16 protein-coding genes are annotated in these 23,684 nt (G+C 67.4%); 4 read left to right on the plus strand and 12 right to left on the minus strand.

The genetic code is table 11. The features are described from left to right. Nucleotides 1-67: 67 nt before the first annotated feature. The 6 genes from WIX39_RS21350 to WIX39_RS21375 form a co-directional block, all read right to left on the minus strand. Nucleotides 68-4,843, minus strand: coding sequence for an RHS repeat-associated core domain-containing protein (locus WIX39_RS21350; RefSeq protein ID WP_106934019.1), 4,776 nt, complete (start codon nt 4,841-4,843; stop codon nt 68-70). A gap of 61 nt (nt 4,844-4,904) precedes the next feature. Continuing rightward, complete coding sequence (locus WIX39_RS21355; protein WP_106934018.1) at nt 4,905-7,916, minus strand: type VI secretion system Vgr family protein; 3,012 nt, start codon at nt 7,914-7,916, stop codon at nt 4,905-4,907. Nucleotides 7,917-8,249: 333 nt separating this feature from the next. Then, entirely contained in the window at nt 8,250-10,430 is a 2,181-nt protein-coding gene (locus tag WIX39_RS21360; protein ID WP_106934017.1) for a LamG-like jellyroll fold domain-containing protein, read from the minus strand. Between the two features lie 94 nt (nt 10,431-10,524). Next, the gene (locus WIX39_RS21365; RefSeq protein WP_234382485.1) at nt 10,525-11,718 is read right to left on the minus strand and encodes an MFS transporter; all 1,194 of its coding nucleotides are present in this window, start codon (nt 11,716-11,718) and stop codon (nt 10,525-10,527) included. Beyond that, on the minus strand, nt 11,718-12,842 hold the full coding sequence (aroC, locus tag WIX39_RS21370) for a chorismate synthase (RefSeq protein ID WP_106934016.1): 1,125 nt from the start codon (nt 12,840-12,842) through the stop codon (nt 11,718-11,720). Before aroC ends, WIX39_RS21365 begins: the two co-directional genes overlap by 1 nt. Nucleotides 12,843-12,874: 32 nt before the next feature. Further along, the gene (locus tag WIX39_RS21375; protein WP_081267022.1) at nt 12,875-13,072 is read right to left on the minus strand and encodes a hypothetical protein; all 198 of its coding nucleotides are present in this window, start codon (nt 13,070-13,072) and stop codon (nt 12,875-12,877) included. A 325-nt stretch (nt 13,073-13,397) separates the two neighbouring features. On the opposite strand from WIX39_RS21375, the gene pip reads away from it, so the two are divergent. The 4 genes from pip (at nt 13,398) to WIX39_RS21395 (ending at nt 18,069) form a co-directional block, all read left to right on the plus strand. Next, a complete protein-coding gene (gene pip, locus WIX39_RS21380; RefSeq protein ID WP_106934015.1) occupies nt 13,398-14,351 on the plus strand; it encodes a prolyl aminopeptidase in 954 nt (317 codons plus the stop codon). A gap of 71 nt (nt 14,352-14,422) precedes the next feature. Next, a complete protein-coding gene (locus WIX39_RS21385; protein WP_081267020.1) occupies nt 14,423-14,845 on the plus strand; it encodes a cupin domain-containing protein in 423 nt (140 codons plus the stop codon). Between the two features lie 214 nt (nt 14,846-15,059). Beyond that, entirely contained in the window at nt 15,060-17,354 is a 2,295-nt protein-coding gene (locus tag WIX39_RS21390) for a TonB-dependent receptor (RefSeq protein ID WP_409195783.1), read from the plus strand. 28 nt (nt 17,355-17,382) lie between these two features. Next, nucleotides 17,383-18,069, plus strand: a complete 687-nt coding sequence (locus WIX39_RS21395) for a Fe2+-dependent dioxygenase (protein WP_081267018.1) — start codon at nt 17,383-17,385, stop codon at nt 18,067-18,069. A gap of 10 nt (nt 18,070-18,079) precedes the next feature. Here the strand turns inward: WIX39_RS21395 and WIX39_RS21400 are convergent, their stop codons facing one another. The 6 genes from WIX39_RS21400 to WIX39_RS21425 form a co-directional block, all read right to left on the minus strand. Further along, on the minus strand, nt 18,080-18,868 hold the full coding sequence (locus WIX39_RS21400; RefSeq protein WP_106934013.1) for an enoyl-CoA hydratase/isomerase family protein: 789 nt from the start codon (nt 18,866-18,868) through the stop codon (nt 18,080-18,082). Nucleotides 18,869-19,083: 215 nt separating this feature from the next. Continuing rightward, complete coding sequence (locus WIX39_RS21405) at nt 19,084-19,914, minus strand: SDR family NAD(P)-dependent oxidoreductase (RefSeq protein ID WP_106934012.1); 831 nt, start codon at nt 19,912-19,914, stop codon at nt 19,084-19,086. 25 nt (nt 19,915-19,939) lie between these two features. After that, nucleotides 19,940-20,359, minus strand: coding sequence for a MaoC family dehydratase (locus WIX39_RS21410; protein ID WP_106937400.1), 420 nt, complete (start codon nt 20,357-20,359; stop codon nt 19,940-19,942). A 17-nt stretch (nt 20,360-20,376) separates the two neighbouring features. Beyond that, nucleotides 20,377-20,817 (minus strand): MaoC family dehydratase N-terminal domain-containing protein, encoded by a 441-nt coding sequence (locus tag WIX39_RS21415; protein WP_409195784.1) that lies wholly within the window; start codon nt 20,815-20,817, stop codon nt 20,377-20,379. An 11-nt stretch (nt 20,818-20,828) separates the two neighbouring features. Next, entirely contained in the window at nt 20,829-22,013 is a 1,185-nt protein-coding gene (locus tag WIX39_RS21420; RefSeq protein ID WP_409195785.1) for a lipid-transfer protein, read from the minus strand. A gap of 45 nt (nt 22,014-22,058) precedes the next feature. Next, complete coding sequence (locus WIX39_RS21425; RefSeq protein ID WP_409195786.1) at nt 22,059-23,618, minus strand: acyl-CoA synthetase; 1,560 nt, start codon at nt 23,616-23,618, stop codon at nt 22,059-22,061. Nucleotides 23,619-23,684 lie beyond the last annotated feature (66 nt).

The raw sequence follows: 23,684 nt of genomic DNA on the forward strand, positions 1-23,684 counted from the left end.
ACTGGAAGGTTCAGAAGAAGAGGAAGCAGCACTGCCAGCTTCGCGCCGAACCTGAGATCGATGTTCTTCATGACTTGGGGTTGAAGGTATGCCAGACGCCGGGATCGGCGGTGTCCATGGTGCCGTCGGCCTTCTGGCCGGCAGGCTTGTAGGCACCGTGGGGCCAGATCCACAGGAGCTTGTCGGGCGCCACGACAGGCGCATTGAGCTCGTTGGCCAGCTTCTGGGCGTAGGGGTCGGTGCCCTTGCCGGTCTCGCACGACATCAGCTGCACCTTCTGGCCTTCTGTGTAAGACGGGTGCGCCTTGATCCGCTCTGCCATCTGCGCAGGGGTGACGCCCCTGAGCGCGGTGTCGGTCATGATGCTCGGGTTGCCATGGGAGCCGACCGTGAACGTGCCGGGCGGGCTTGGGATGTTGTCGGCCGACTGGCGGATCGCCTCGTTGTGCGGGAACAGGTTGATGTCGACCAGCCCCAGCGGGTCGATGCCGCGAACGGGGTTGCCGCCGACGTATGCGTACAGGTTGAGGCCGCCCGCAAGCCCCAGCGGGTCGGGCGAGACATACCGGCCGCTCGCCGGATCGTAGTAGCGGTAGCGGTTGTAGTGCAGCCCCGTCTCGGCATCGAAGTACTGTCCCTGGAAACGGATGGGGTTGGATAGGCCGGCACGTCGCCCCGCTTCGCTGATGACTTCGCGCGCCTCGCCCCAGGCCCTGTACTGGGCCGACCAGCCGACGTGACCTTCGTGGTCGGTCAGGTCCCGAGGCGTGCCGAGATGGTCGCACTGGTAGAAGGCGATCTCGTCCGCCTCGAAGCTGCGTTGTCCCAGCTGGAGTTCGCCGTTCCACAGCGGGTCTTGCTCGATGTCGTAGGCACCGCCGTTGGCGGCCATGAGCTCCCGCACGTCGGGCGTCCTGCCCGGCACGATCGCATGCGCCTGGCGCAGTTGAATCAGCGGCGCGAAGGAGCGCGGCTCGTGGATGTAATGCACGCTCCAGCCGCGTCCGTTGTCTTCCTGCTCTGCGGCAAGGCTCCGCGTGCTTTCGAAGGCGAGCGTGTCGCCATCCCAGCCGAACCGGGTGATGCTGTCTCGCGAGCGCTTCGAGATGCGGCGGCCCATCGGGTCGTAGGCGAACGAGGTCTGGGTGCCGTCTTCGTCCGTGGCGGAGCTCAGCCGCCCGAAACCGTCCCATGCGAAGGTGGTCGAGCGGCCGTTGCACACGCGCTCGACCACGTTGCCGTGCTCGTCGTAGCGATAGCGGACGCCGGCATAAGCCTCGAGCAGGTTGTCGAGCAAGGGAACGATGGGAGCCCGGCTTCCTCCGGACGTGCCGTCGGGCTCGACGATGTTGCCCGCAGGATCGAAGGCGAAGGTCTCCCGTCCGAAACGGCTGTTGGCCTCGACCAGGCGGCCGACCGGGTCGTAGCGGTAATCGAGGTTGCCGTGATGGCTGTCGCCGATCGCCACCAGCTGCCCCGCCTTGTCGTAGCCGTAGGTGCGCTGCAGTTGCAGCGCGCCGGGTGCGCTCGCCTGGCCCGGCACGACCTGCTGCTCCAGCCGCCTGCCTGCGTTGTCGTAACGCAGCTTCTGGGTCAGGCCGTTGCGCTGCTCGCGCAGCACTTCGCGATGCAGGTCGTCGCGCTCGAAGCCGACGATGTCGTGTCCGTCCAGCAACAGGCCGTGCACGTGGCCCGAACCGTAGGTGAGCCACTGGGTCGTGTGGCCGTCGGGGCGGATCGTGGCGACGCGCTGGTTGAGCGCGTCGTAGCGGTGCTGCCATATCGCCGTGCGTCCGGCCTGCAGATCGTGCTGGTGCTCACGCGTCAGGTTGCCGGCCGGGTCGTAGAACCACTGCAGGCGCGCGTCGTCGTTCGATGCTTCGACCATGCGCCCGTTGCGGTCGAAGGCGAAGCGCTCGACCTGGCTGCCGACGGCCCGCTCGGTCATCCTGCCCAGTGCATCGGCCTGCAGCTGCACCACCCGCCCGCCCGCTTGAACCTCGACGAGCCGGCCGGTGCCTTCTTCGTAACGGTACTGCGTGGTCCGCTGAGCGAAGTCGATCTTCTCCAGCAACCGGCCCACGAGGTCGTAGCGCAGGCTGTGGCGGCTGCCATTCTCGTTGCGCAATTCGACGAGACGGCCCAGCAAGTCCCACTGGTACTTGAGCGAATGCCCCTCGGCATCCGTACGGCCCGCGATCAGGCCTGCGCGGCCATAGCTGTAGCGCGTGCGGCGTCCGAGCCCGTCGACATGCGCGAGCATGCGTCCCTCGGGGTCGTGCAGTGTCTGCTCGCGCGTTCCGTCGGGCAGGACGATCTCGTGGAGCAGGCCCGGCACGCTGCCTTGGGCATGCGGCACCGCGTCTTGTTCCGGGCGGCTGTAGAGGTGACGCGTGACGTTGCCCGCAGGATCGACCGCCGTGGTGAGCCGGCCGCGATCGTCGTATGTCCAGCGGCTGGTCTTGCCCGAGCAATCCGTGAGGCTCGCGAGCCGGCCGCGAGGCGTGTAGCTCATCAGCTTCACGCCGCCCTTCGCATCGGTGATGCGCACGGGCCTGCCGGCCTTGTCGTAGGCGTACTCGGTCTTGTGCCCCAGCGGATCGATCTCTTCGGTGAGATGGCCCTGCGCGTCGTAGTCGCGCTTCCACACGCCGCCTTCCGCATCGCGGATGCCCGTCAGGCGATGCAGGCTGTCGTACTCGTAGTGCACCCGGCTGCCGTCCGCGCGCGTGTGCGTCTGCAGGTTGCCGTCGGGGTCGTAGGTGTAATCGTCGGTCGTGCCGTCGGTATGCACATGGCGCGTGACGTTCTTCGCGTCATCGCGGAAGAACCACTCCTGCAGCCCGTCCGGATGGATGATGCGGTAGGTGTAGCCCTGGATGTCGTAGTAGTGCCAGGTCTCCCCGCCCAGCGCATCGGTCACGTAGGTCAGCCGGATGTTCCTGTCCCACTCCAGCTTCAGCGCGAAGCTGCCGTCGTCGGACCACTCGCGCACGGCCTTGGCGTCGGGGCCGGTGCCGTCGTACTCGAGGTTCATGCCCCGGCCGGTGCGGTCGGTGTAGCGGGTCACGAGGTGGTGGCTGTAGGTGTAGCGCCAGCTCGCGCCGTCCTCGTCCTGCGCGGCGACGAGGTCGCGCTGCGCATCGTGCGTATACGCAGCCAATTGCCGCACGACCTGGCCGTCCTTCAACTCCCACAGCGACTGGATGAGCCCGGTCTGCGCATCGGGCTTCGTGCCCACGTGCGCCATGACGGCTTCGCCGTGCTTGCTGATGATGTCGCTGAGCACGCGCTCGCCCGTCTCTGCAATGACGTGGTCGTAGCGCAGGCCGATGGACATGCCGTCCTTCGCCTGCTGGGCGACAAGGCGGAAGTGGGGCTGCTTGCCGTCGACGTACTCGTAGATCTCGCGCCACTCGCTCTGCTCGCCCTCGGGCAAGGGCTTGCCGAAGTCCAGCACCAGCAGGCTCTCGCCCAGGCGCGAGACGCGGACTTCCTCGATCGCGTCGAAGTAGCTCTGGCCCGCGGCCAGCACCGGATACGCATGGCTGCGGCCATCTGCGGCGTGGTGGAGCAGGCTGCGCTGGCCCTGGCGTGCGCCTCGCGCGGGCGTGGTGATGTCCACGCGCATGCTGTAGGGGGTGATCCAGCGAGCGCCCAAGCTGCCCCGGTCGAAGGCATCGAGGTCGCTGGCGTAGGTGCGCGCCCATTCGATCGGCAGCGGTGCTGCGAGCACGAAGTCTGTGTGGGTGAAGCTTTCATCACCCATCGAGAGACTGATGGAGCCGCCTTTGCGCGCTGGCGCCGGGCGATTCTTGAGAGCGCACCCTCGTCCGTTCGCTGGCGCCTGCTTGCCGATATGCCCCAGCTGGTCACCGGGCTTGTCCTTCTGCGCCACAGCTCCCGCCTGCGGAGCCACGATCGCCGCGCGCTGGCCTTTCCTCTTCAGCAGTGCATCCCGCAGCTTGTGCAGCAGCCACATGATGCTGGCCTGAGACTCCTTGTCCGCCAGCCTCGAGAGCTGCCCACGCAGCTGCTGCTTGAAGTCCAGCATCTGCCCGATCACACCGTTGACCCTGCTCGCGACGCCATCGGGCAACTGGCTCGCCGCCGCCTTCGCCACGTAGTTCGCCGACTGCTTGGTGTAACGCACCGCCGTGCCCCACATCCGGCTCCACGTGCTCTGCGTCTTCGGGTCGTGTACCTTGGTCTCCGGCGACGCGGGCGTGCCCACCGCGAACAGGTCCTTCTGGCCCAGCACCCGGCGCATCACGTCCACCAGGTTGTCGATGATCTTGTCGGCCAGGTCCGCGCAGCTCTTGAGGATGCCGTCGAGCTTGGCGATCGCACCGTCGATGAACTTGTCCAGCTCGCCCATGATGGTGGCGTTCAGGTGCCCCACCAGCGTGGTGACGATGGCCTCGCCAAGGTTGGAGGCCGCCGTCTTCAGCTCCTGCTTCACCAGGTGCAGCGTGGGCCGCAGGCTCATGCGCGCGGCCGCCATGCTCGGCGGTATCGGAATCAGCCCGATCAGGTTGATGCCCAGGCTCACCCAGTTCAGGAACGCATCGACGCTGTCCTTGGCCTTTTTCTCGACGATGTTGATGATGTCCAGGAACACATCCACCAGCGCCATGATGTTGCCGACGATCGGGATGCTGCCCAGCACCATCGTCAGGCGCTCCAGCGTCACGTAGCCGCCGCTGAACGAACGCAGCCAGTCGTCCACCGCCTTGCTCGCAGCCGCGACGTCTTCCTTCACGATCGTGTTCAGCGGCGCCACCGCCGTCTGGGGTTCGCGCTCGGTTGCCTGCGGCTTCGATGCCGCTTCCTGTTCTGCCATTTTTCTTTTTCTCTCGCGCTCTAGTTTCAGGTTGGATGGCCCCGCGGGCGGCCGGGCAGGGTCAGCCTGCGAAGCCCGGCGTTCTGCCGGTGGAGGCAGGGTTCGCAGCTGCCGTGGCGATGCCCGGCGGCTTGATTCCGCCGGAAGCAACGCCGCTCATCACGCCGGTGATCGGCACGCCCATCGGGCCGAGCTTGGCGCCCGCCGCCTGGATCGCCATGCCGGTCGCCGCCTGGCTCGCCTGGCCGAGCAGCGCCTTGGCACCGCCTTGCTGGAGCGCCTGCGCCGCGCCCACGGCCTGCTGCGCGACACCGGCCGCTTGCGTGACCTGGTTCAGCGCGCTCGCCGCTTTGCTGCCCATGCCGGCCACGCCTGCGAGGGCGCCTGCGGCACCGCCTGCAGAGCCAGCCAGTCCGGCGGCGTTGCCCACGAGGCCGGAGATGCCCGAAATGCCTGATACGCCTCCGCCCGCTCCGCCTGCGGCCGCGCCGGTCGCCCCTTTCGCCTTCCAGTCCTCGGGCGTTCCGTAGTAGCTGCCTTCGTCCCACGGGTCGCGCGGATCCTTGCCGAACGTGACCTTGGCGGTGCCGATGGGCAGGCCCGACACGGTCGCGAAGCCGTTGCGGTCGAAGGTGCCCGCGTGCGTGCCGCCTTCCGAATCGACCACCGTGAAGTCGCCTTGCGCCACGCCCTGGCGCTTTTCGCCGGTCGGCTTGATGTACTGGTGATAGAGGTCGAGCTGCCCCTTGGGCAGCGGCGGCGGATTGGGCAGCGCGGGCTTGCCGTCGTTGGCCGGCCCCACGAGGCTGTGGACGGCGGCATGCTCGCGCCATGTGCCGGCCGTGCCGTGCTCGATCCCGCCGGAGCTCCACCGGCTGTAGCTGGAGCCGCCGTTGATGACCACTTCTTCCTTCGCGTGGATGGTGATCTTGTTGGCCGTCTGCGTGATGTTGAGCTTGGCCAGCACGTTGACGCTGTCCTTCAGCGCCTTGATGTCGATGTCGGCGCCGGCCGCCACGAGCCGCATGCCGGCCTTGGAAGCGAACATGCGGATCGCGCTCTGCACGCTCACCAGCAGGCTCTTGCCCGCGCTCACGCTCGTGTGGCCGCCGCTGGTGAGCGCGGTGTGCTCGTTGCTCACGATGTGGGTCGAGCCCTGCGCCACGGTCTGCAGGCCCTTCGCGCTGGCCAGGGTCATGTGCGCTTCCTGGAACTCGGGGAATTCGCCCTGCTCGCGGTTGCCGCCCTGTCCCTTGATGGCGTCGTTCTGCTCCTTGAGGCTCGCGGTGACTTCGTCCTGGTCGCCGGTTTCATGAGCCTGAGCGCCCTGCGCAACGCCGCTCAGGCCCTCGTGCAGATCGCGCGCCTGCGTGAGGCGGCCCACCGTCTCGCTCATGTCGGTGGAATGTGCCTGGGCATTCGGGCGCGCCTCGGTGGTGACCAGCAGCCCCTTGCCCGAGCGCAACACCCCATGCCCGTCGGTCCGCAGTTCGAACCCCTGCCCTCGCGGCTCCTTGCGCCCCGCGGTGTCCTCGATGCGCCCGATGTGCCCCACGCTCAGCTGGCTGGCCTGGTGGTCGCTTCGCAGCTGCGCCTGGATCTTGCCCTGCGTGTCGTCCAGCACGAGATGGTTGCCGCGCCCGCCTCCGAGCTCGCGGCTCCTGATGCCCGACAGGTGCTTCTGCCCCGGCAGTTCCCACGAGGGCATGGTGTCGGCGTTGTGCACGCAGCCGGTGACGATCGGGTAGTCGGGGTCGCCGTTGAGGAAGTCGACGATGACCTCCATGCCGACGCGCGGCACGCTGGTCATGCCGAAAGTGGCGCCCGCCCACGCGGTGGACACGCGCACCCAGCAGCTCGAATGCTCGTTCTCCTGGCCGAGGCGGTCCCAGTGGAACTGCACCTTGATGCGCCCGTACTTGTCGGTCCAGATCTCCTCGCCCGCCGGGCCCACCACCATCGCGGTCTGCGGGCCGCGCGTACGCGGCTTGGTTGTGGTGCGCACGGGGCGCCAGGGGTAGCTGGTGGGCTGCGCGTCGAACGCGAACAGTTGCACCGAGCCCTCGGCACCCTCGGCGCCCTCGCTCGCCTGGAGGTTCTCCCGCAGGTGGTAGCTCACGCTCAACAGCAGGTATTGGCGGTTCTGGTCGGCGCGCGGATGGCCGGTGAGGCGCAGCGTGTGGCCGGTGGCCAGCTCGCGCAGGTTGGCGCGTCCGGTCACGCGGTTGCGCTGGCTCAGTTGCTCTTCATTGCGGATGCGGGCGTAGGTTTCGCCGTCTCCGTGCTGCGTGAAGCCGCCGGGCCATTCGTAGTTCTCGTAGCTGTCGTGGTCGTGCCCGGGCGGCATCTGCCGCAGGTGGGACAACTCGGCCTTGGGCTTCTCGAAGTCGTAGTCGTCGTTGTAGTGGTGGCCGGAGCGCACTTCCTCGGCGATCTCCCACGCGTAGATGCGCTCGCGCTGGCCCATGCCCGACTTTTCCAGCGGGTGGTAGCGAACTTCTTCGCCGCCCGGTAGCGGGCCGTGCGATCCGGCGATGTCGTCTGCGAACACCAGCACATGCTGCGCGGCCTCGTGCCTGAAGTAGTAGTAGATACCTTCGAGCTCGCACAGCCGCGAGACGAAGTCGAAGTCGCTCTCGTGGTACTGCACGCAGTAGTCCCAGCGCCGGTAGTCTCCGCGCGCGAGCTTCTGCTCCACGGGGTAGCCGTAAGACCCCAGGACCTCTCCGATGATGTCGGGCACGCTCTTGGCCTGGAAGATCCGGAAGTCGCTGCGCCGCGTGGCCAGCCACAGCCACGGACGCAGGCGCAGCCGGTAGAACGAATGGCGGGCGTCTTCCTGCTGCAGGCCGAAGCGGGTGGCGATGCCGCCGAGATGGCGCACGCCGCCTTCGGTTTCCACGACCACTGTCGCGGGCTTGCCCAGGAGCAACTTGGCATCGACCGCGTTGCTGGTGGCGAACAGGTCAACGTCGAACGCATAGAGCTGGCTCAATGCCTCGCGTCCCACCAGTTGGTGGAACTGCAATGCATCGCCGGCTGGAATCTGGATGGTGACGCGGCGGCTGCTCATTTCGGCGCCGCGTAGAGGCTATAAGCCGAATCGCCTAACTGCAATTCGCCTAATAAGAATATCGTTAACAAATTGAACATCAAATACACCTCCCCTTGCACGATTTGCCCTTATTTTAATTGCGGAGCCAGCGGGGAGAGGCAATTGAAAAGTCTTCAATTCATAAAACCGGGAAATTGTTCTTCGAAGAATTCGAAAAGAATGCGAATAACGGGATGCAGGTAAATAAATGGTTTCAACGGCGGCTGACGAGCATCGCCCTCTCCACCCGCATCACGGCCAACAGCGCCATGCGCAAGGACCGGAGCCCTACGCACGGCGCCGCATTTCGGCTCAGCCCGGCTTGCGTGCCGTGAGCCACTGCGAAGATGCGAGGGCCGAAGCCACCACGCGCACTTCGCCGATGTTCCCGAAGAAGCCATCGGCGCGGGCTCCATCCCACGAACCACCGCCCACGACCCACGCAGAGGTGGCCGACAACGTCGCCAGCCCCCGCGCCGCGGTCGCATTGCGCAGCACCGGCGCTCCTTCCACGTACATCGTGGTGTCGTGGGACACCGGATCGTTCACGATCGCGATGTGCACCCAGCGGTCTGCGATCACCTCGCCAGACCAGTTGGTCTTGGGGTCGGGAGGCGCGCTCGGGCTCGGCACGACTTCCCATTGCACTTCGCGCAGGCTCGATATGGCGAACAGCATCGGGGGCGACTCGCCATCGCCCGCCGTGAAGCCCGGCAGATCGCCGCGGCGGCCGTCGCGCGTCATGATGTTCATCCACGCCTGGTTGTTGCTGGTCCAGCTCTTGTCGATCTTGATGAACGCCTCGATGGTGTATCCGTTGTCCAGCGTCTGGGCATTGATCGGCGCCGCCGCGTCGGTCAGAAAGTAACTGAGCCTTGGGGTGTTCTTGTTGGTGTTGAGGAATCGCACCGACCCTGGCGCAGCCGACAGGTAGTGCCGGTCTTCCGTCCAGACGATGTCGCCGTCCGCGGCTCCCACTACGCCGCCCTGGTTGAGCGCATCGCGATGCAGCGGGTTGTTGCCCGTGACGTCGGGCACCACGGTACCCGGCAGCACCGGCTGGTTGACGGTGCCGCCAAAGAAGCGCCAGTGCGCCAGCGTGTTCGCCACTTTCGGATAGTCCTCCGAGTTCGCAGCGGGTCGCTGCGCCACGGTGGCAGGTTCCTTGTAGTTGGCAAGAATCATCGCCCGAGCCTTGTCGACCAGGGAACCGTCGACGGTGGCGCTGCCTGTGCCGAAGCTCTTGTTGAACCCGCCGAAGCGTTGTGCGAAATCCATGTCGATCTCGAAGGCCTCGTTGGGCGTGGTGAGCACCGCCTGGTCGAAGGCATTCAACGTAGCTGCGGGCTTCTGCGGCACCCAGGGCGAGAACGACAGCACCTTGATCTTCTTGTTCGTCAGGTCGAACTCGTAGAGACGCATCAGGCCATTGCCGCCCTGGTAGGCCATCTGGTAGTCGACCACCATCTCCTCGACCTTGCGGCCGAAGTTGTTGATCTTGGTGAGATGCGCGGCACCGTGGTGGTGGCCGTTGAGCGTCATGAAGATCTGGTCGTTGTCGCGGATGAGCTTTTCCCACAGCATCTTGCCGTAGTCGGTTTCAAGCGGGCTGGTGCCGTCAGGTGCGATGTTGAGCAGTTGGTGGTTGACCAGGATCACAGGCAGCGTCGGGTTCTTCGCGATCATCTGGCGGGCCCAGGCAATGCCTGCGTCGGAGATGCGCCATGACAAAGACAGCACCATGAACTTCTGGCCTTGCGCCTCGAACACGTGGTATTCGTGGAAGCCGCTCGGGTCGCGCGCGCCGAAGGTGGCCTGCTTCTTCGCGCGCTCGGCGCCGAACCACTGGATGTAGGGCTCGTTGGCGGGAGTGCGGTTGGCGTCGGTGCCGCTCACGGGGTCGATGCTGTAGTCGATGTCTCTGAGCACGTCGTGGTTGCCGGCCAGCACGCTGTAGGGCAGCTTTGCGTCTTCGAGCACCTTCATGGCGGCATCGGCCACCTTCCACTGATCGGGCTTTCCGACCTGGTCGACCACGTCGCCAAGATGGACGGTGAATGGAATGTTCAGGGCCTTCGCATTGGCGGCGATCCATTTCGTCTGTGCGGCGAAGGGAGCGCTGCCAAAGCGCTTGTCGTATTGGTCGCTCTCGGCCGCGGTGGCGTAGCGCGCGTAGAACTGCGTGTCGGGCATCACGGCGAGCGCGAAGCTGGATATCTTGGCTGCGGCAGCCGGTGGCGGCGGTGCCGACGCGGGAGCCGGCGCTGGAGCAGGCGCGGGCAGCGGACCGAGAACAGGTGCCCCGCCACCGCCGCCACCACAGGCCGCGAGCAAGGCGCCGCTGCCGCCGACGGTCAGAAGCGACGCGCCGAGCTTGAGCACCTGGCGGCGCGGCGGAGTGCTGCTGGCATTGTTCTGTTCTTGGGAATTCGACTCGACAGGCGGAAGGATGCGCGGTGCGCGCGCACCGCGCGATTCATCGGAAGCGGACATGGGAAATTGGGAGAAAAGATGACGAAGCGCGCAGCGTAGAAATCTGCAGTGACGCGGGCATGTAAGGCCCATGACACTTTCCAGCGCGGTCAGCTCACACCCGGCCCGCGCGCTCCACCCGCTCCAGCGTCACCACGCGCCAGGCACACAAACTGCCGAGCACCGCCAGCGCGGCCGCTGCGGTGAACATCGTGCGATAGCCGAAGGCCTGCGCGACCGCGCCGCCGAGCAGCACGCCCAGCACGCCGCCGAAGCCATAGCCGATCACCGTGAACAGCGCCTGTCCGCGCCCGCGCAGCTGGCCGGGAAAGCGGCGCGACACCACCGCGATGCAGGTCGTGTGATGCGCCGCAAAGCTCAGCGCATGCAGCCACTGCGCCACGATCAGCGCCGCGACGAAGCCGCCCAGCCCGGCGGTAAGGCCCAGCCGCGCGACGGCGGCAATGCCGCACACCAGCATCCAGCGCGGCATCGGCAGCAGGCCGATCAGCCGGCCCTGCAGGAAGAACCACACGATCTCCGCCACCACCGACAGCGCCCACAGCAGGCCGATGGTGCTCTTGCTGTAGCCGATGGAGTCGAGGTAGAGCGAAAGGAACGCGTACACCGAGAAATGCGACATCACCTGGAAGAACAGCGCCGCGAAGAACCACCGCACCGCGGGGTTGCGCAGCACCGGGCCGATGGGCACCTTGACGGCGTCGTGCGCGGCGGGCGGCTCGCGCAGGTCGGGCAGCTTCATCGTGGCGATCAGCACGATGGCCAGCGTGCCGGCGGCCCATGCCGGAAAGTGCTTCATGCCGAAGCGCTCGAACCACTCGCCGGCGAAGAACACGGTGACCAGGAAGCCGGCCGAGCCGCACAGCCGGATGCGCCCGTAGCGGCCCCAGTCGCCCGCCACGAGCTGTGCCATTGCGGCCTCGGTGAGCGACATCATTGAGCTGGTGTGCGTGAACATCACGAGCAGCACCAGCGCGAGCCACCAGGCACCGCCGTGCCACCAGAGCCCGAAAGAGCTGGCCAGCGCCACCGCCGCGCTGAAGCGAAGCAGCTTCACGCGCTGCCCGGTGTGGTCGCTCAGCGCACCCCAGGCATAGGGCGCGAAGACCCGGGTGATCGACTGCACCGAGGCCAGCAGGCTGATGGTGAAGATCGGCAGCCCCAGGTCCTTGAGCCACAGCGGCAGGTAGGGATTGAAGAAACCGATGTGCGCGAAATAGCTGGCCGACAGGCCAGCGAACGCCAGCAGATGGCCGCGCCCGGCGGCCACGGACGCCGGCGCGGACACTAGAGGAAGGACGCCTTGGGCGAAGAGGCTTCGGTCTTCTCGGCCGCGTTCTGCTGCTGCAGTTCCACGTCGCCGCACTGCGCACGGTTGCGCAGCACGTGCTCCATTACCACCAGCGCCAGCAGCGACTCGGCGATGGGCGTCGCGCGGATGCCCACGCACGGGTCGTGGCGGCCCTTGGTGACGACCTCGACCGGATTGTTGTGGATGTCGATGGACTGGCGCGGGCTGATGATCGAGCTGGTGGGCTTGATGGCAATGCTCACTTCCAGGTCTTGCCCGGAGCTGATGCCACCCAGGATGCCGCCTGCGTTGTTGCTCAGGAAACCGGTGGGCGTGATGGAGTCGCCGTGCGTGGTGCCGCGCTGCACGACGCTGTCGAAGCCGGCGCCGATCTCGACCGCCTTCACCGCATTGAGGCCCATCATCGCGTAGGCGATTTCGGCGTCGAGCTTGTCGTACAGCGGCTCGCCCAGGCCCACGGGCACCTTGGTGGCCGTGACGCGGATGCGTGCGCCGCAAGAATCGCCGGCCTTGCGCAGGCGGTCCATGTAGTCCTCCAGCGCGCTCACGTCGGCGACGGGGGCGAAGAAGGGGTTGTCGGGCACGTGGTCCCAGCTCTCGAACGGGATGGCGATTTCGCCGATCTGCGTCATGCAGCCGCGGAAGACCATGCCGTACTTTTCGGCCAGCCACTTCTTGGCGACTGCGCCGGCGGCCACGGTGGGCGCGGTCAGCCGGGCCGATGAGCGCCCGCCACCGCGCGGGTCGCGGATGCCGTACTTCTTCCAGTAGGTGTAGTCGGCGTGGCCGGGGCGGAACTGCTGGGCGATCTGCCCGTAGTCCTTGCTGCGCTGGTCGGTGTTCTGGATCAGCAGCGCGATGGGCGTGCCGGTGGTCTTGCCCTCGTAGACGCCCGAGAGGATCTGCACTGCGTCAGGCTCGTTGCGCTGTGTGACGTGGCGGCTGGTGCCGGGGCGGCGGCGGTCCAGGTCGGCCTGGATGTCGGCCTCGCTGAGTTCCATGCCCGGGGGGCAGCCGTCGATGACGCAGCCGATGGCCGGGCCATGCGACTCGCCGAAATTGGTGACCGCGAAGAGTGTTCCGAAGGTGTTGCCGCTCATGGCTGGGATTATCCCTACAAAGCGGCGCCTCCTCAGCCGGTCGTGCTTTCGGGCGTGTTTTCCATGCGCTTGCTGAGCGCGCCCAATTGCAGCTCGATGGAGAACAGCCGCTCGTTCAGCACCGCCGTCTGGAGCCGGATCGCCTCGATGATGGCCCGGGTCTGCGGGTCGGGGGCGTTGTCGCAGAGTTCGGCCAGGTCATGCAGCTTCTTGCGCAGTTCATTGCTCATGGAAGGCTCCGGTGATCGATCGCGTCGTGGGAGTCGCCAGTATGGGGTCTCGTCGACGCTCCGGCAATGCGCGCGCTCTCGGTCGGCCAGGGTCAGCCAGCTTTCGGGCTTGGTGCGCCGCGACGATCTCGTCCGGCCCGAACCACCGCTTCAGCGCTTGCGGAATCCGCGGTTGAGTCAACCATGCGGTTGAGTATCTGGAAGGCCCCGGAGGCCGGTCAAGCAGCACGGGTCGCCATGCGGCGGGCATGCAGGCCGCGCAGGCCAAGTACCGGGCGATATGCTCGCCTTCGACACACCGGCACCCGACGAAGGAGAACCATCGATGCCCGACCTGCGCCAGCTGTATCCCCCGATCGAACCCTACGAGAGCGGCATGCTCGATGTGGGCGACGGCCACCGCATCCGCTACGAGCGGGTGGGCACGCCCGGCGCCAAGCCGGCGGTGTTCCTGCACGGCGGGCCCGGCGGCGGCATCTCGCCCGACCATCGGCGGCTGTTCGATCCCGCGCGCTACGACCTGATGCTGTTCGACCAGCGCGGCTGCGGCCTCTCGCAACCGCACGCCGGCCTGGAAGCCAACACCACCTGGCACCTGGTGGCCGACATCGAGCGCCTTCGCGAACGCGCGGGTGTCGACAGCTGGCTCGTGTTCGGCGGCTCCTGGGGCTCCACGCTCGCCCTCGCCTATGCACAGAAGCACCCCGAGCGCGTGAGCGAACTGGTGCTGCGCGGCATCTACACCGTGACCCGCGCCGAGCTGAACTGGTACTACCAGTTCGGCGTGTCGGAGATGTTCCCCGACAAGTGGGAGAAGTTCCAGGCCCCCATTCCCGAGGCCGAGCGCGGCGACATGATCGCGGCCTATCGCAAGCGGCTCACCGGCGACGACGCGGCGGCGCGCCTGGAGGCGGCGCGTGCCTGGAGCGTGTGGGAAGGCGAGACCATCACGCTGCTGCCGAGCACCGCGCTCGCCGAAACGCATGCTGGCGATCATTTCGCGCTGGCCTTCGCGCGGCTGGAGAACCACTACTTCGTGCACGATGCCTGGCTCGAAGAAGGCCAGTTGCTGCGCGATGCGCACCGGCTGCACGGCATTCCCGGCGTGATCGTGCACGGCCGCTACGACATGCCCTGCCCCGCGCGCTTCGCCTGGGCGCTGCACAAGGCATGGCCGCAGGCCGAATTCCACCTGGTCGAAGGCGCGGGGCATGCGTACTCGGAGCCCGGCATCCTCGACCGGCTGGTGCGCGCGACCGACGGCTTCGCGGCGCGCTGAGCCAGGGCTCGGCGGGAACGCTTTATGCGTGCTGCGGCGCAGCATCATCACCCCCTGCGAAGGAGCGCCCCATGCTGGACCGTACCGCCACCCAGTTCTCCCACGTCAAGCCCGGTGACACCGAGTTCGTCTCGGGCGGCTTGCGCGACTTCTTCCTCTACCGCGACCTGGGCATCGCCGAGGCCACCAACGGCAAGGTGATCGCGCACCTCGTCAAGGCCAACATGGCACCGGAAACGGGCACCGGCTGGCACCGCCACGAAGCGGACTTCCAGATCGTGATCATGGTCAAGGGCTGGGCCCGCTTCATGTACGAGGACAAGGAAACGTTGGTCGAGGCCGGCGACGTGGTGCACCAGCGCCCGGGCATCCGGCACTTCCTGTTCGACTACTCGCCCGACATGGAGTACCTGGAAATCGTCTCGCCGGCCGACTTCAAGAGCATCGACGTCGAGCCGGTCTGCGAGATCCCGCCGCCGACGCCCTGGAAGTAGCGGCGGCGCCGGCGGCCCCACCGCCGGCCGAAAGAAAGCTGTCTTGCACCTGACCTGCAAGGTAAAGAAATCCGGCTGTATCGCGCGCCAAACACCTTGCCAACAACTCCTTCAAATAAGATTCATTCGCGGTAAGAATTTCCGTCGGTGGTGCTTTTGTTTGCGCCACATCGGCCCGGGCCGTGTCGCCCGCGCACCCTTCGGAAAGCTCGCAATGAATCGTCTCTCGTCTTCGACACGCCGCCGCACGCCTGTTGCGCTCGCACTTGTCGGCCTTGTTTCCTCGCTGCCCGCCGCGTTCGCGCAGCAGATCCCGCAACCGGCGGCGCCGAGCAGCACCGCGAGTTCGCCTGCCCCGGGCACATCGGTGCCGACCACGCTGCGCGAAGTCCAGGTGCAGGGCGCGCAGGACAGGACCGGCTTCGGCGCCAACCCCGCGACCATCAGCCGCCTGCCGGCCGACCTGCGCGATGCGCCGCAATCCGTCACCGTGATCAACCAGGCCGTGATGCAGTCGCAGGCCGCGACTTCGCTGGCCAGCGCGCTGCGCAACGTGCCGGGCCTGACCATCGGCGGCGCGGAGGGCGGGCAGATCGGCACCAACATCAACCTCAACGGCTTCTCGGCCCGCACCGACCTGTACCTGGACGGCGCGCGCGACCGCGCCCAGTACTACCGCGACACCTTCGCGCTCGAATCGGTCGAGGTGCTCATGGGCCCCTCGTCGATGCTGTTCGGCCGCGGTTCCACCGGCGGCATCATCAACCAGGTGACCAAGAAGCCGTCGCTCACGCCGGCGGGCGAAGTGTCGGTGTCTGCCAGCACCACGGGCCTGGTGCGCTCGACCGTCGACGTCAACCGCCCGCTGTCCGACACCTCGGCCTTCCGCATCGCGGCCATGGGCCAGCAGGGCGACGCCAGCACGCGCGAGCAGACCAAGCTGAAGGACTTCGGCCTGGACGCGTCGCTCAAGTTCGGCATCAACACGCCGACGCAGGTCACGCTGTCGGCGCTGGTGCAGCACAACCGCGACCAGCCCGACTACGGCGTGCCGCCGCTCAACGGCCATCCGGCCAAGGTCGACCGCGACCAGGCCTACGGCTTCAGCGACGACCGCACGATCTCCGACATCCAGGCCTTCGGTGCCCTGGTGCAGCACAAGATCACGGCCGACACGTCGATCCGCAACCAGACGCAGTACAACGACGTGACCACCGACGCGCGCGAGACCGCGCCGCAGTCCATCGGCACGCTGTCGTCGAAGAACGTGTTCACGCCCTTCTCCACCGGCACCACCGCCGTGCCGGCGGCCGCCTTCTCGTCGCTGCCGCTGAGCACGCTGTGGGTGCGCCAGCAGAGCCATGACCGCACGATCCACGACAAGTCGCTGTTCAACCTGACCGAGCTCAGCACCAGGTTCAATACCGGCTCCGTCAAGCATTCGCTGCTCGTTGGCCTCGAGCTGGGCCACGACACCTACGAGAACCAGGCCTACTACCGCAACGGCACCTGCAACGGCGTGGCATTGAACCCGGCGGGCGGCACCAGCGGCTATGCCGCCTGCTCGCCGCTGCTGGCGCCCTACCAGGGCAACACGCCGAGCACCGCGCCCAGCCTGCGCGGCAACCTCGCCAACGCCAGCGCCACCACGGTGGCCGGCTACGTGAACGACACGATCGAGCTCAGCCCGCAGTGGAAGCTGGTGGCCGGCGTGCGCCAGGACCACTACCGCGCCAGCATCTCCAACAGCATTCCCACCGCGACCACGCTGGCCTCCGAGAGCCAGACGGTCGACTTCACCAGCGTGCGTGCGGGCGCCATCTGGCAGCCCACGCCCGAGCAGTCGTACTACGTGTCTTACAGCACGTCGTTCAACCCCTCGCTCGAGCAGCTCGTGGCCACCACGGGCGCCACGCAGCCGCTGCCGCCCGAGAAGAACAAGGCCTACGAACTCGGCGGCAAGTGGGACCTGAACGACGGCAACCTCTCGCTCACGGCCGCCGCGTTCCAGATCACGCAGACCAACGCCCGCGCGCAGAACAACGACGGCACCTACAGCGCGACCGGCACGATCCGCGTGAACGGCGCGCGCGCCGGCGTGGCCGGCCGCGTGACCGACAAGCTGCAGCTGTTCGGCGCCTACACGCACCTGGACGCGACCATCGTCGACGGCATCGCCCCCGGCACGCTCGGCAAGGTGCCCGCCAACACGCCGAAAGACGCGGCCAGCCTGTGGGCCACCTACGCCATCACGCCCGAATGGGAAGTCGGCGGCGGCACCACCTACAGCGCGAAGCGCTACGCCAACAACACCGACCTGGTGGAGGTCGGCGGCTACGTCCGGCTCGATGCGATGCTGGCTTACCATCAGCCCAAGTACGACATCCGGCTGAACCTGTTCAACCTGGCCAACCGCCACTACTACGACGCGCTGATCCCCTCGGACGGCGGACGCGCGGTGCCGGGCTCGGGCCGGGCCGCCACGCTGACCTTCACCTACCGCCTCTGAGCCTGCAACTGAAGAAAGAAGCCACGCCATGCTGGTCTGCATCCCCGGTGTCCTCGACCGCGACGCGCTCGCCGCGGTTCGCGCGCGCCTTGATGCGGCCGGCGACGCCTGGGTCGATGGCCGCGTGACGGCGGGCCACCAGGGCGCGCCGGTCAAGTTCAACCAGCAGATCGACGAGGGCTCGGCGGTGGCGCACGAGTGCCAGTCGATCATCGCCAGCGCGCTCGAGCGCCATCCCACGTTCATCAGCGCGGCGCTGCCCAACCTGCTGTATCCGCCGATGTTCAACCGCTACAGCGAAGGCATGCGCTTCGGCCTGCACGTGGACGGCGGCGTGCGCATCGACCCGCGCACCGGCCGCAAGCTGCGCACCGACCTGTCGGCCACGCTGTTCCTGTCGGAGGCCGACAGCTACGACGGCGGCGAGCTGCAGATGGAAGACACGCACGGCATGCAGACCGTGAAGCTCGCGGCCGGCGACATGGTGCTCTACCCCGCCACCAGCCTGCACCAGGTGACGCCCATCACGCGCGGCGTGCGCGTGGCCTGCTTCTTCTGGGTGCAGAGCCTCGTGCGCGACGCCGGCGACCGCGCACTGCTGTTCGACATGGACAACGCGATCCAGCGGCTGAACCAGAGCGGCGCCGACGAATCGGCACGCCGCACGCTGGTGGGCACGTATCACAACCTGCTGAGGAAGTGGAGCGACACCTAGCCGTTGGCTGTCAGCGTCCGATGAAGCGCGGCGCCCGCTTCGCCATGAATGCGGCCACGCCTTCGCGCGCATCCGCGCTGCCGGCACGCTCGCGCAGAAGCTTCCGCTCCATCGCCAGGTGTTCTTCAAAGGGCCGGCCGGGCGCGCCGGCGCACAGGGCCTTGATGCCGGCAAACGACGCACTCGCACCCTGGGCCAGCCGGGCGACGAGCGCCTCGCTGGCGGCGGCGAGTTCAGCATCGGCGTGCACCGCATCGACCGCGCCCCACGCAAGGCAGCGCTGGCTGTCGACGGCGTCGCTCAGCATCAGCAGTTGTTGCGCGCGAACGGGCCCGACGCGGCGCGAGAGAAAGTAGGAAGCCCCGGCGTCAGGCGACAGCCCGATGGCCGCATAGCCGGTTCGCAGCTTCATCGATTCGGCCGCGAGCACGAAGTCGCCGCACAAGGCGAGCCCCACGCCCGCGCCGCCTGCCGGCCCGTTCACCGCCACAACCAATGGTGCCGGGTTCGTCGAGAGCCGCAGCAGCGCGGGGTGCAAAGGTTCGAGGATGTCGTCCACCAATTTCGGCAGCCCCTCTCCAGCTGCCACGAACTCCTCGATGTCGCCACCGGCACAGAACACACGGCCTTCACCGGTCAGCAGGATCGCGCGCGGCTTGCGCTGCAGCACGTCTTCGATGGCATGCACGAGAGCACGGCTGCTTTTCAGGCCGATCGCGTTCGCGCGCTCCGGGCGCTTGAGAACGATGCGGGCTATGTCGTCTGCTACTTCCCAGCCGACGCCTTCTTCTGTGTTCATTTCTGTTGCTCCAGGTCTGGTTTGCTTGTGTTCGGGGTGAGTGCACAGGCCACCGGGGACTCTGCTCGCACGGGCAGTTCAAGCGCCCTGCTCAACGCTCACGCTGGCGGGGTACCTTGCGCAGCGAAATAAAGGAGGAGGCCGAAGGCCGGGGGACATTCGCGGAGCAAGGTACCCCGCCGGCGTGAGCGCACCCCGAAAAAAACCAGCAAAGATCAAATCCCCGTAAGCCCCCCCGTACACATCAGAGTCTGCCCACTCACATAGTCCGACTCAGGCGCGCAAAGAAGATACACAGCCCCCGCAGCCTCTTCAGGCGTACCGCCGCGCCCCAGAGGAATCGACTGCTCCATCATCGACAGCAACCCCGGGTTGATGCCCACCTTGATCTCGCGCCCCTCGATGTTCGCAGTCGTCGCTTCGGCCGTGCTCGCGGTCAGCCGCGTCTGGATGAAACCGAAGGCCACGCAATTGACGGTCACGTTCATGCGCCCCCACTCCTTGGCCAGCGTCTGCGTCATGCCCACGATGCCAGCCTTGGCCGTCGAATAGTTGGCCTGCCCCGCATTGCCGAACAAGCCCGCCACCGACGAGATGTTGACCACCTTGCGCACCACGCGCCGGCCCGCTTCCGTCTCGGACTTCGACAGCGCGCGGATCACCGGCTGCGCAGCGCGCAGGATGCGGAACGGCGCCGTCAGGTGCACGTCGATCATGGCGTACCACTGCTCGTCGGTCATCTTCTGCACCACGCTGTCCCAGGTGTAGCCGGCATTGTTGACGACGACGTCCAGTCCCTTGTATTCGTTGACCGCCATGCCGATGAAGCGCTCGGCAAAATCCGGCGCGGCCACGCTGCCGACGCAGGCCACGGCCTCGCCGCCCGTCGCACGGATGGCCTGCACGGTCTCTTCCGCCGGGGCCTCGTCGAGATCGTTGACGACGATGCGCGCGCCTTCCGATGCCAGCTTGAGCGCGATGGCCCGGCCGATGCCGCGGCCCGAACCCGTGATGAGGGCGACCTTGCCGCCGAGCTTGGGTGTCATGTCTCTGATCCTTCTTCGGTTGATCTCAGCGCAGCGCGACGAGCGCCTCGCCCGCGATGCGCGTCTGGCCGTACTGGTTGGCGCTGAGCACCTCGACGCGCACACAGCGCTCGCCGTCATGCTCCAGCTTCTCGACCACGCGCCCGCTGCACCGCACCGCGTGCCCCAGGTGCGTGATGCCCTGGAAGCGCACGTCGAAGCGGCGCAGCTGCGATTGCGGCGCCCATTGCGTGATCAAGCGGCCGAGGCAGGCCATGCCCAGCATGCCTTGGGCGAACACGTCGGGCATGCCGGACTTGCGCGCGAAGTCGGTGTCGATGTGAATCGGGTTGTGGTCGCCCGAGGCGCCCGCGAACAGCGCGAGCGTGGTGCGGGTCACCGGCGGCAGTTGCAGCGCGGGCAGCTCGTCGCCGATGTTCACGGCGTCGTAGGTCGGTGCGGTCATGGGCGCGGGCTCCTTCATCAATGGCGGCAGACGATCACGGTGCGCAGCTCGGCCAACAGTTCGTCGCGCTGGTTGGTGGCGCGCGAGGTCTTGATGACGAATTCGAGCGCGCCGTTCTTCTTGTCGTAGATGTCGGTGATGGTGGAGCGCACCGTCACCGTGTCGCCCACGCAGGCCGGCCGGTGGTAGCTGAAGCCCTGCTCGCCATGCAGCAGCTTCGACAGCGGAATCCCCAGGTCGGCCAGCAACCGGTCGGAAGCACCCGAGTCCAGTTCGGCCGCGAAAAGGAAGGTCGGCGGCGCGGGCAGGTCGGGGTAGCCGGCATCGCGCGCGGCGGCGGCATCGGTGTAGACGGGGTCGGTCTCGCCGATGGCCTTGGCGAAGAACTGCAGGCGGGTGCGCTCGATCGGCAGCACCGATGCGGGCAGCTCGTGTCCGATCCATTTCCTGTCGATCATCGCCAGGCCTTTCAAACGCGCTCGTAGAGCGTGACCACGCAAGCGCCGCCCAGGCCGAGGTTGTGCTGCAGCGCCAGCCGTGCGCCTTGCACCTGCCGCTTGTCCGCCGTGCCGCGCAACTGCTGGACCAGCTCCGTGCATTGCGCGAGCCCGGTCGCCCCGAGCGGATGCCCTTTCGACAGCAGCCCGCCCGAGGGATTGGTGACGACCTTGCCGCCGTAGGTGTTGTCGCCGTCGAGCACGAATTTCTCGGCGCCGCCCACCGGGCACAGGCCCAGCGCCTCGTAGCTGATGAGTTCGTTGTGCGCGAAGCAGTCGTGCAGCTCGACCACGTCGACGTCCTGCGGGCCGACGCCGGCCGCGTCGTACACCTTCTGTGCGGCTTCCTGCGCCATGCTGAAGCCGACCACCTCGCGCATGTCGCGGCTCTCGAAGGTGATGGGCCGGTCGGTGGTCATGGCCTGCGCCTTGATGCGCACGCTGCGGTCCAGCCCGTGGCGCTCGGCGAAGCGGGCCGAGCACACGATGGCCGCGGCCGCGCCGCAGGTGGGCGGGCAGGCCATCAGCCGAGTCATCACGCCGGGCCACATGACGGGCGCGGCCATCACCTCGTCTTCGGTGACCACCGTTCGGAACAGCGCCACCGGATTGTTCGACGCATGGCGGCTGGCCTTGGCACGGATCTTTGCGAAGGTGGACATCTGCGTGCCGTACTGCTGCATGTGCGCCAGGCCCGCGCCGCCGAAGTAGCGCAGCGCGAGCGGCACCTGCTCGTTGCCGACCAGCTCGTCGGTGATGTTCTCGAAGTGGTCGAAGGGGCTGGGCCGGTCGTTGAACACCGCCCCCAGCGCGCCGGGGCTCATGTGCTCGAAGCCCAACGCCAGCACGCAGTCGGCGGCGCCGCTGGCCACGGCCTGGCGCGCCAGGAACAGCGCGGTCGACCCGGTGGAACAGTTGTTGTTGACGTTGACGACCGGAATGCCGGTCATGCCCACCTCGTAGAGCGCGCGCTGGCCGGCGGTGGAGTCGCCGTAGACGTAGCCCACGTAGGCCTGCTGCACCAGTTCGTAGCCGATGCCAGCGTCTTTCAGGGCGGCATTGGCGGCGTGGCTGGCCATCTGCGGGTAGGGCTGGTTCGCGCCGGGCTTGGTGAAGGGGATCATGCCGACCCCGGCTACATGGACGTCCTGACTCATGGGAGGCTCCTGGAAATTGACGGATTGAATGGAAGAAGGCCGGGCTCAGGCCACGCCGCGCTGGCGCCCCTGCCAGAAGGGTTCGCGCAGCTTGGTCTTGAGCACCTTGCCCGCGCCCGACAGCGGCAGCGCTTCGAGCACGGCCACGCTGCGCGGGCACTTGTAGCTGGCGATCAGCGTCTTGCAATGGGCGATCAGCTCTTCCGGGCGTATGCCCTGGCCCGGCTTGAGCACCAGCGCCGCATGCACGGCCTCGCCCCACTCCTCGCTCGGTATGCCGATGACCGCGCAGGCCGCCACGGCCGGATGCTGGTTGATGGCGTTCTCCACCTCGGCCGAGTACACGTTCTCCCCGCCGCTGATGATCATGTCCTTGAGCCGGTCGACCACGAAGATGTAGCCGTCGTCGTCCATGTAGGCGCCGTCGCCGGTGTGCATCCAGCCGTCGCGCACCGCGGCGGCCGTCTGCTCCGGCTTGTTCCAGTAGCCCTGCATCACGTTGGGGCCGCGCACGGCCACTTCGCCGACGGTGCCGCGCGGCACTTCGGCGCCGTCCGCATCGACGATGCGCACTTCCATGCAGTAGCTCGCGCGCCCGGCCGAGCGCAGCTTGCCGCGCTTGCGCCCTTCGGCCGTGTGGTTGCAAGGCGGATTGATGGTGGCGATGGGCGACAGCTCGGTCATGCCGTAGGCCTGCGCGAACTCCACGCCCGGAAAGGCCTCCATCGCGCGGTTCAGCACCGCCTCGGAGATCGGCGAGGCACCGTAGGTGATGCAGCGCAGGCTGCTCAGGTCGCGCGGCTCGTGCATCGAAGGGTGGTCGACCAGCATCTGGATCATCGTCGGCACCAGCAGCGCATGGGTGACGCGATCGGCAGCAATGGCGTTGAGCACGGCCTCCGGGCTGAACGCCGGCACGATGGCATGGGTGCTGCCCTGGAACCAGTGCGGCGTGGCCAGGCCCATGTCGGCCAGGTGGAACATCGGCGCGGCGTGCAGGTAGCACGAACCGGGCGGCGCCAGTCCTTCGCCGAGCGCCGCGAAGCCGGAGGCGCAGATGTTGGCGTGGCTCAGCATCACGCCCTTGGGAAAGCCGGTGGTGCCGCCGGTGTAGAAGATGCCCGCCAGGTCTTCGTCGCGGCGCGCGGCATCGGGCACCGGCGCGGCGGCGTCGATCAGCGCCTCGTAGCCGTGCATGCCGGCGGGTTGCGCGCCGTCGCCGCAATAGATCACCTCGCGCAGGCTGGTGGCCTGGCCGCGCATCTGCTCGACCAGCGCGCGGAAGGTCTCGTCCACCAGCAGGATGGTGGAGCCGGAGTCTTCCAGCGAATACAGGATCTCCGCGGCCGACCAGCGGATGTTGCAGGGGTTGAGCACGCCGCCGCCCCACGGCACGGCCATCTGGTATTCGAGGTAGCGCCCGGAATTGAGCGCCAGCATGGCCACGCGGTCGCCAGGCTGCATGCCCAGCCGCTGCAGGGCGCCCGCCAGGCGTGCCACCCGGTCTGCGTATTCGCGGAAGCTGCGGGTGCGGCCGGCGAAGCGCACGGCCTCCTTGTCGGGATGCTGCTGCACGCTGCGGTGCAGGGACTGGGTCAGGTACATGGCGAGTGTCTCCGTCTCTTTCTTGTGTGGCCGCATCGTAGTAAGCCGGCCGCGCCGCGGCGATTG

Origin of the sequence: Variovorax sp. AB1(2024), from assembly GCF_037482385.2 — a bacterium.
Lineage (GTDB): Bacteria > Pseudomonadota > Gammaproteobacteria > Burkholderiales > Burkholderiaceae_C > Variovorax.

Bases quoted from the DNA above. Each gene is read 5' to 3' on its own strand.
- WIX39_RS21385 (WP_081267020.1), top strand. From the start codon at position 14,423: ATGCTGGACCGTACCGCCACCCAGTTCTCCCACGTCAAGCCCGGTGAC.
- WIX39_RS21415 (WP_409195784.1), bottom strand. From the start codon at position 20,817: ATGATCGACAGGAAATGGATCGGACACGAGCTGCCCGCATCGGTGCTG.
- WIX39_RS21405 (WP_106934012.1), bottom strand. From the start codon at position 19,914: ATGACACCCAAGCTCGGCGGCAAGGTCGCCCTCATCACGGGTTCGGGC.
- WIX39_RS21375 (WP_081267022.1), bottom strand. From the start codon at position 13,072: ATGAGCAATGAACTGCGCAAGAAGCTGCATGACCTGGCCGAACTCTGC.
- WIX39_RS21425 (WP_409195786.1), bottom strand. From the start codon at position 23,618: ATGTACCTGACCCAGTCCCTGCACCGCAGCGTGCAGCAGCATCCCGAC.
- WIX39_RS21355 (WP_106934018.1), bottom strand. From the start codon at position 7,916: ATGAGCAGCCGCCGCGTCACCATCCAGATTCCAGCCGGCGATGCATTG.
- pip (WP_106934015.1), top strand. From the start codon at position 13,398: ATGCCCGACCTGCGCCAGCTGTATCCCCCGATCGAACCCTACGAGAGC.
- WIX39_RS21360 (WP_106934017.1), bottom strand. From the start codon at position 10,430: ATGTCCGCTTCCGATGAATCGCGCGGTGCGCGCGCACCGCGCATCCTT.
- WIX39_RS21395 (WP_081267018.1), top strand. From the start codon at position 17,383: ATGCTGGTCTGCATCCCCGGTGTCCTCGACCGCGACGCGCTCGCCGCG.
- WIX39_RS21390 (WP_409195783.1), top strand. From the start codon at position 15,060: ATGAATCGTCTCTCGTCTTCGACACGCCGCCGCACGCCTGTTGCGCTC.
- WIX39_RS21350 (WP_106934019.1), bottom strand. From the start codon at position 4,843: ATGGCAGAACAGGAAGCGGCATCGAAGCCGCAGGCAACCGAGCGCGAA.
- aroC (WP_106934016.1), bottom strand. From the start codon at position 12,842: ATGAGCGGCAACACCTTCGGAACACTCTTCGCGGTCACCAATTTCGGC.
- WIX39_RS21410 (WP_106937400.1), bottom strand. From the start codon at position 20,359: ATGACCGCACCGACCTACGACGCCGTGAACATCGGCGACGAGCTGCCC.
- WIX39_RS21420 (WP_409195785.1), bottom strand. From the start codon at position 22,013: ATGAGTCAGGACGTCCATGTAGCCGGGGTCGGCATGATCCCCTTCACC.
- WIX39_RS21400 (WP_106934013.1), bottom strand. From the start codon at position 18,868: ATGAACACAGAAGAAGGCGTCGGCTGGGAAGTAGCAGACGACATAGCC.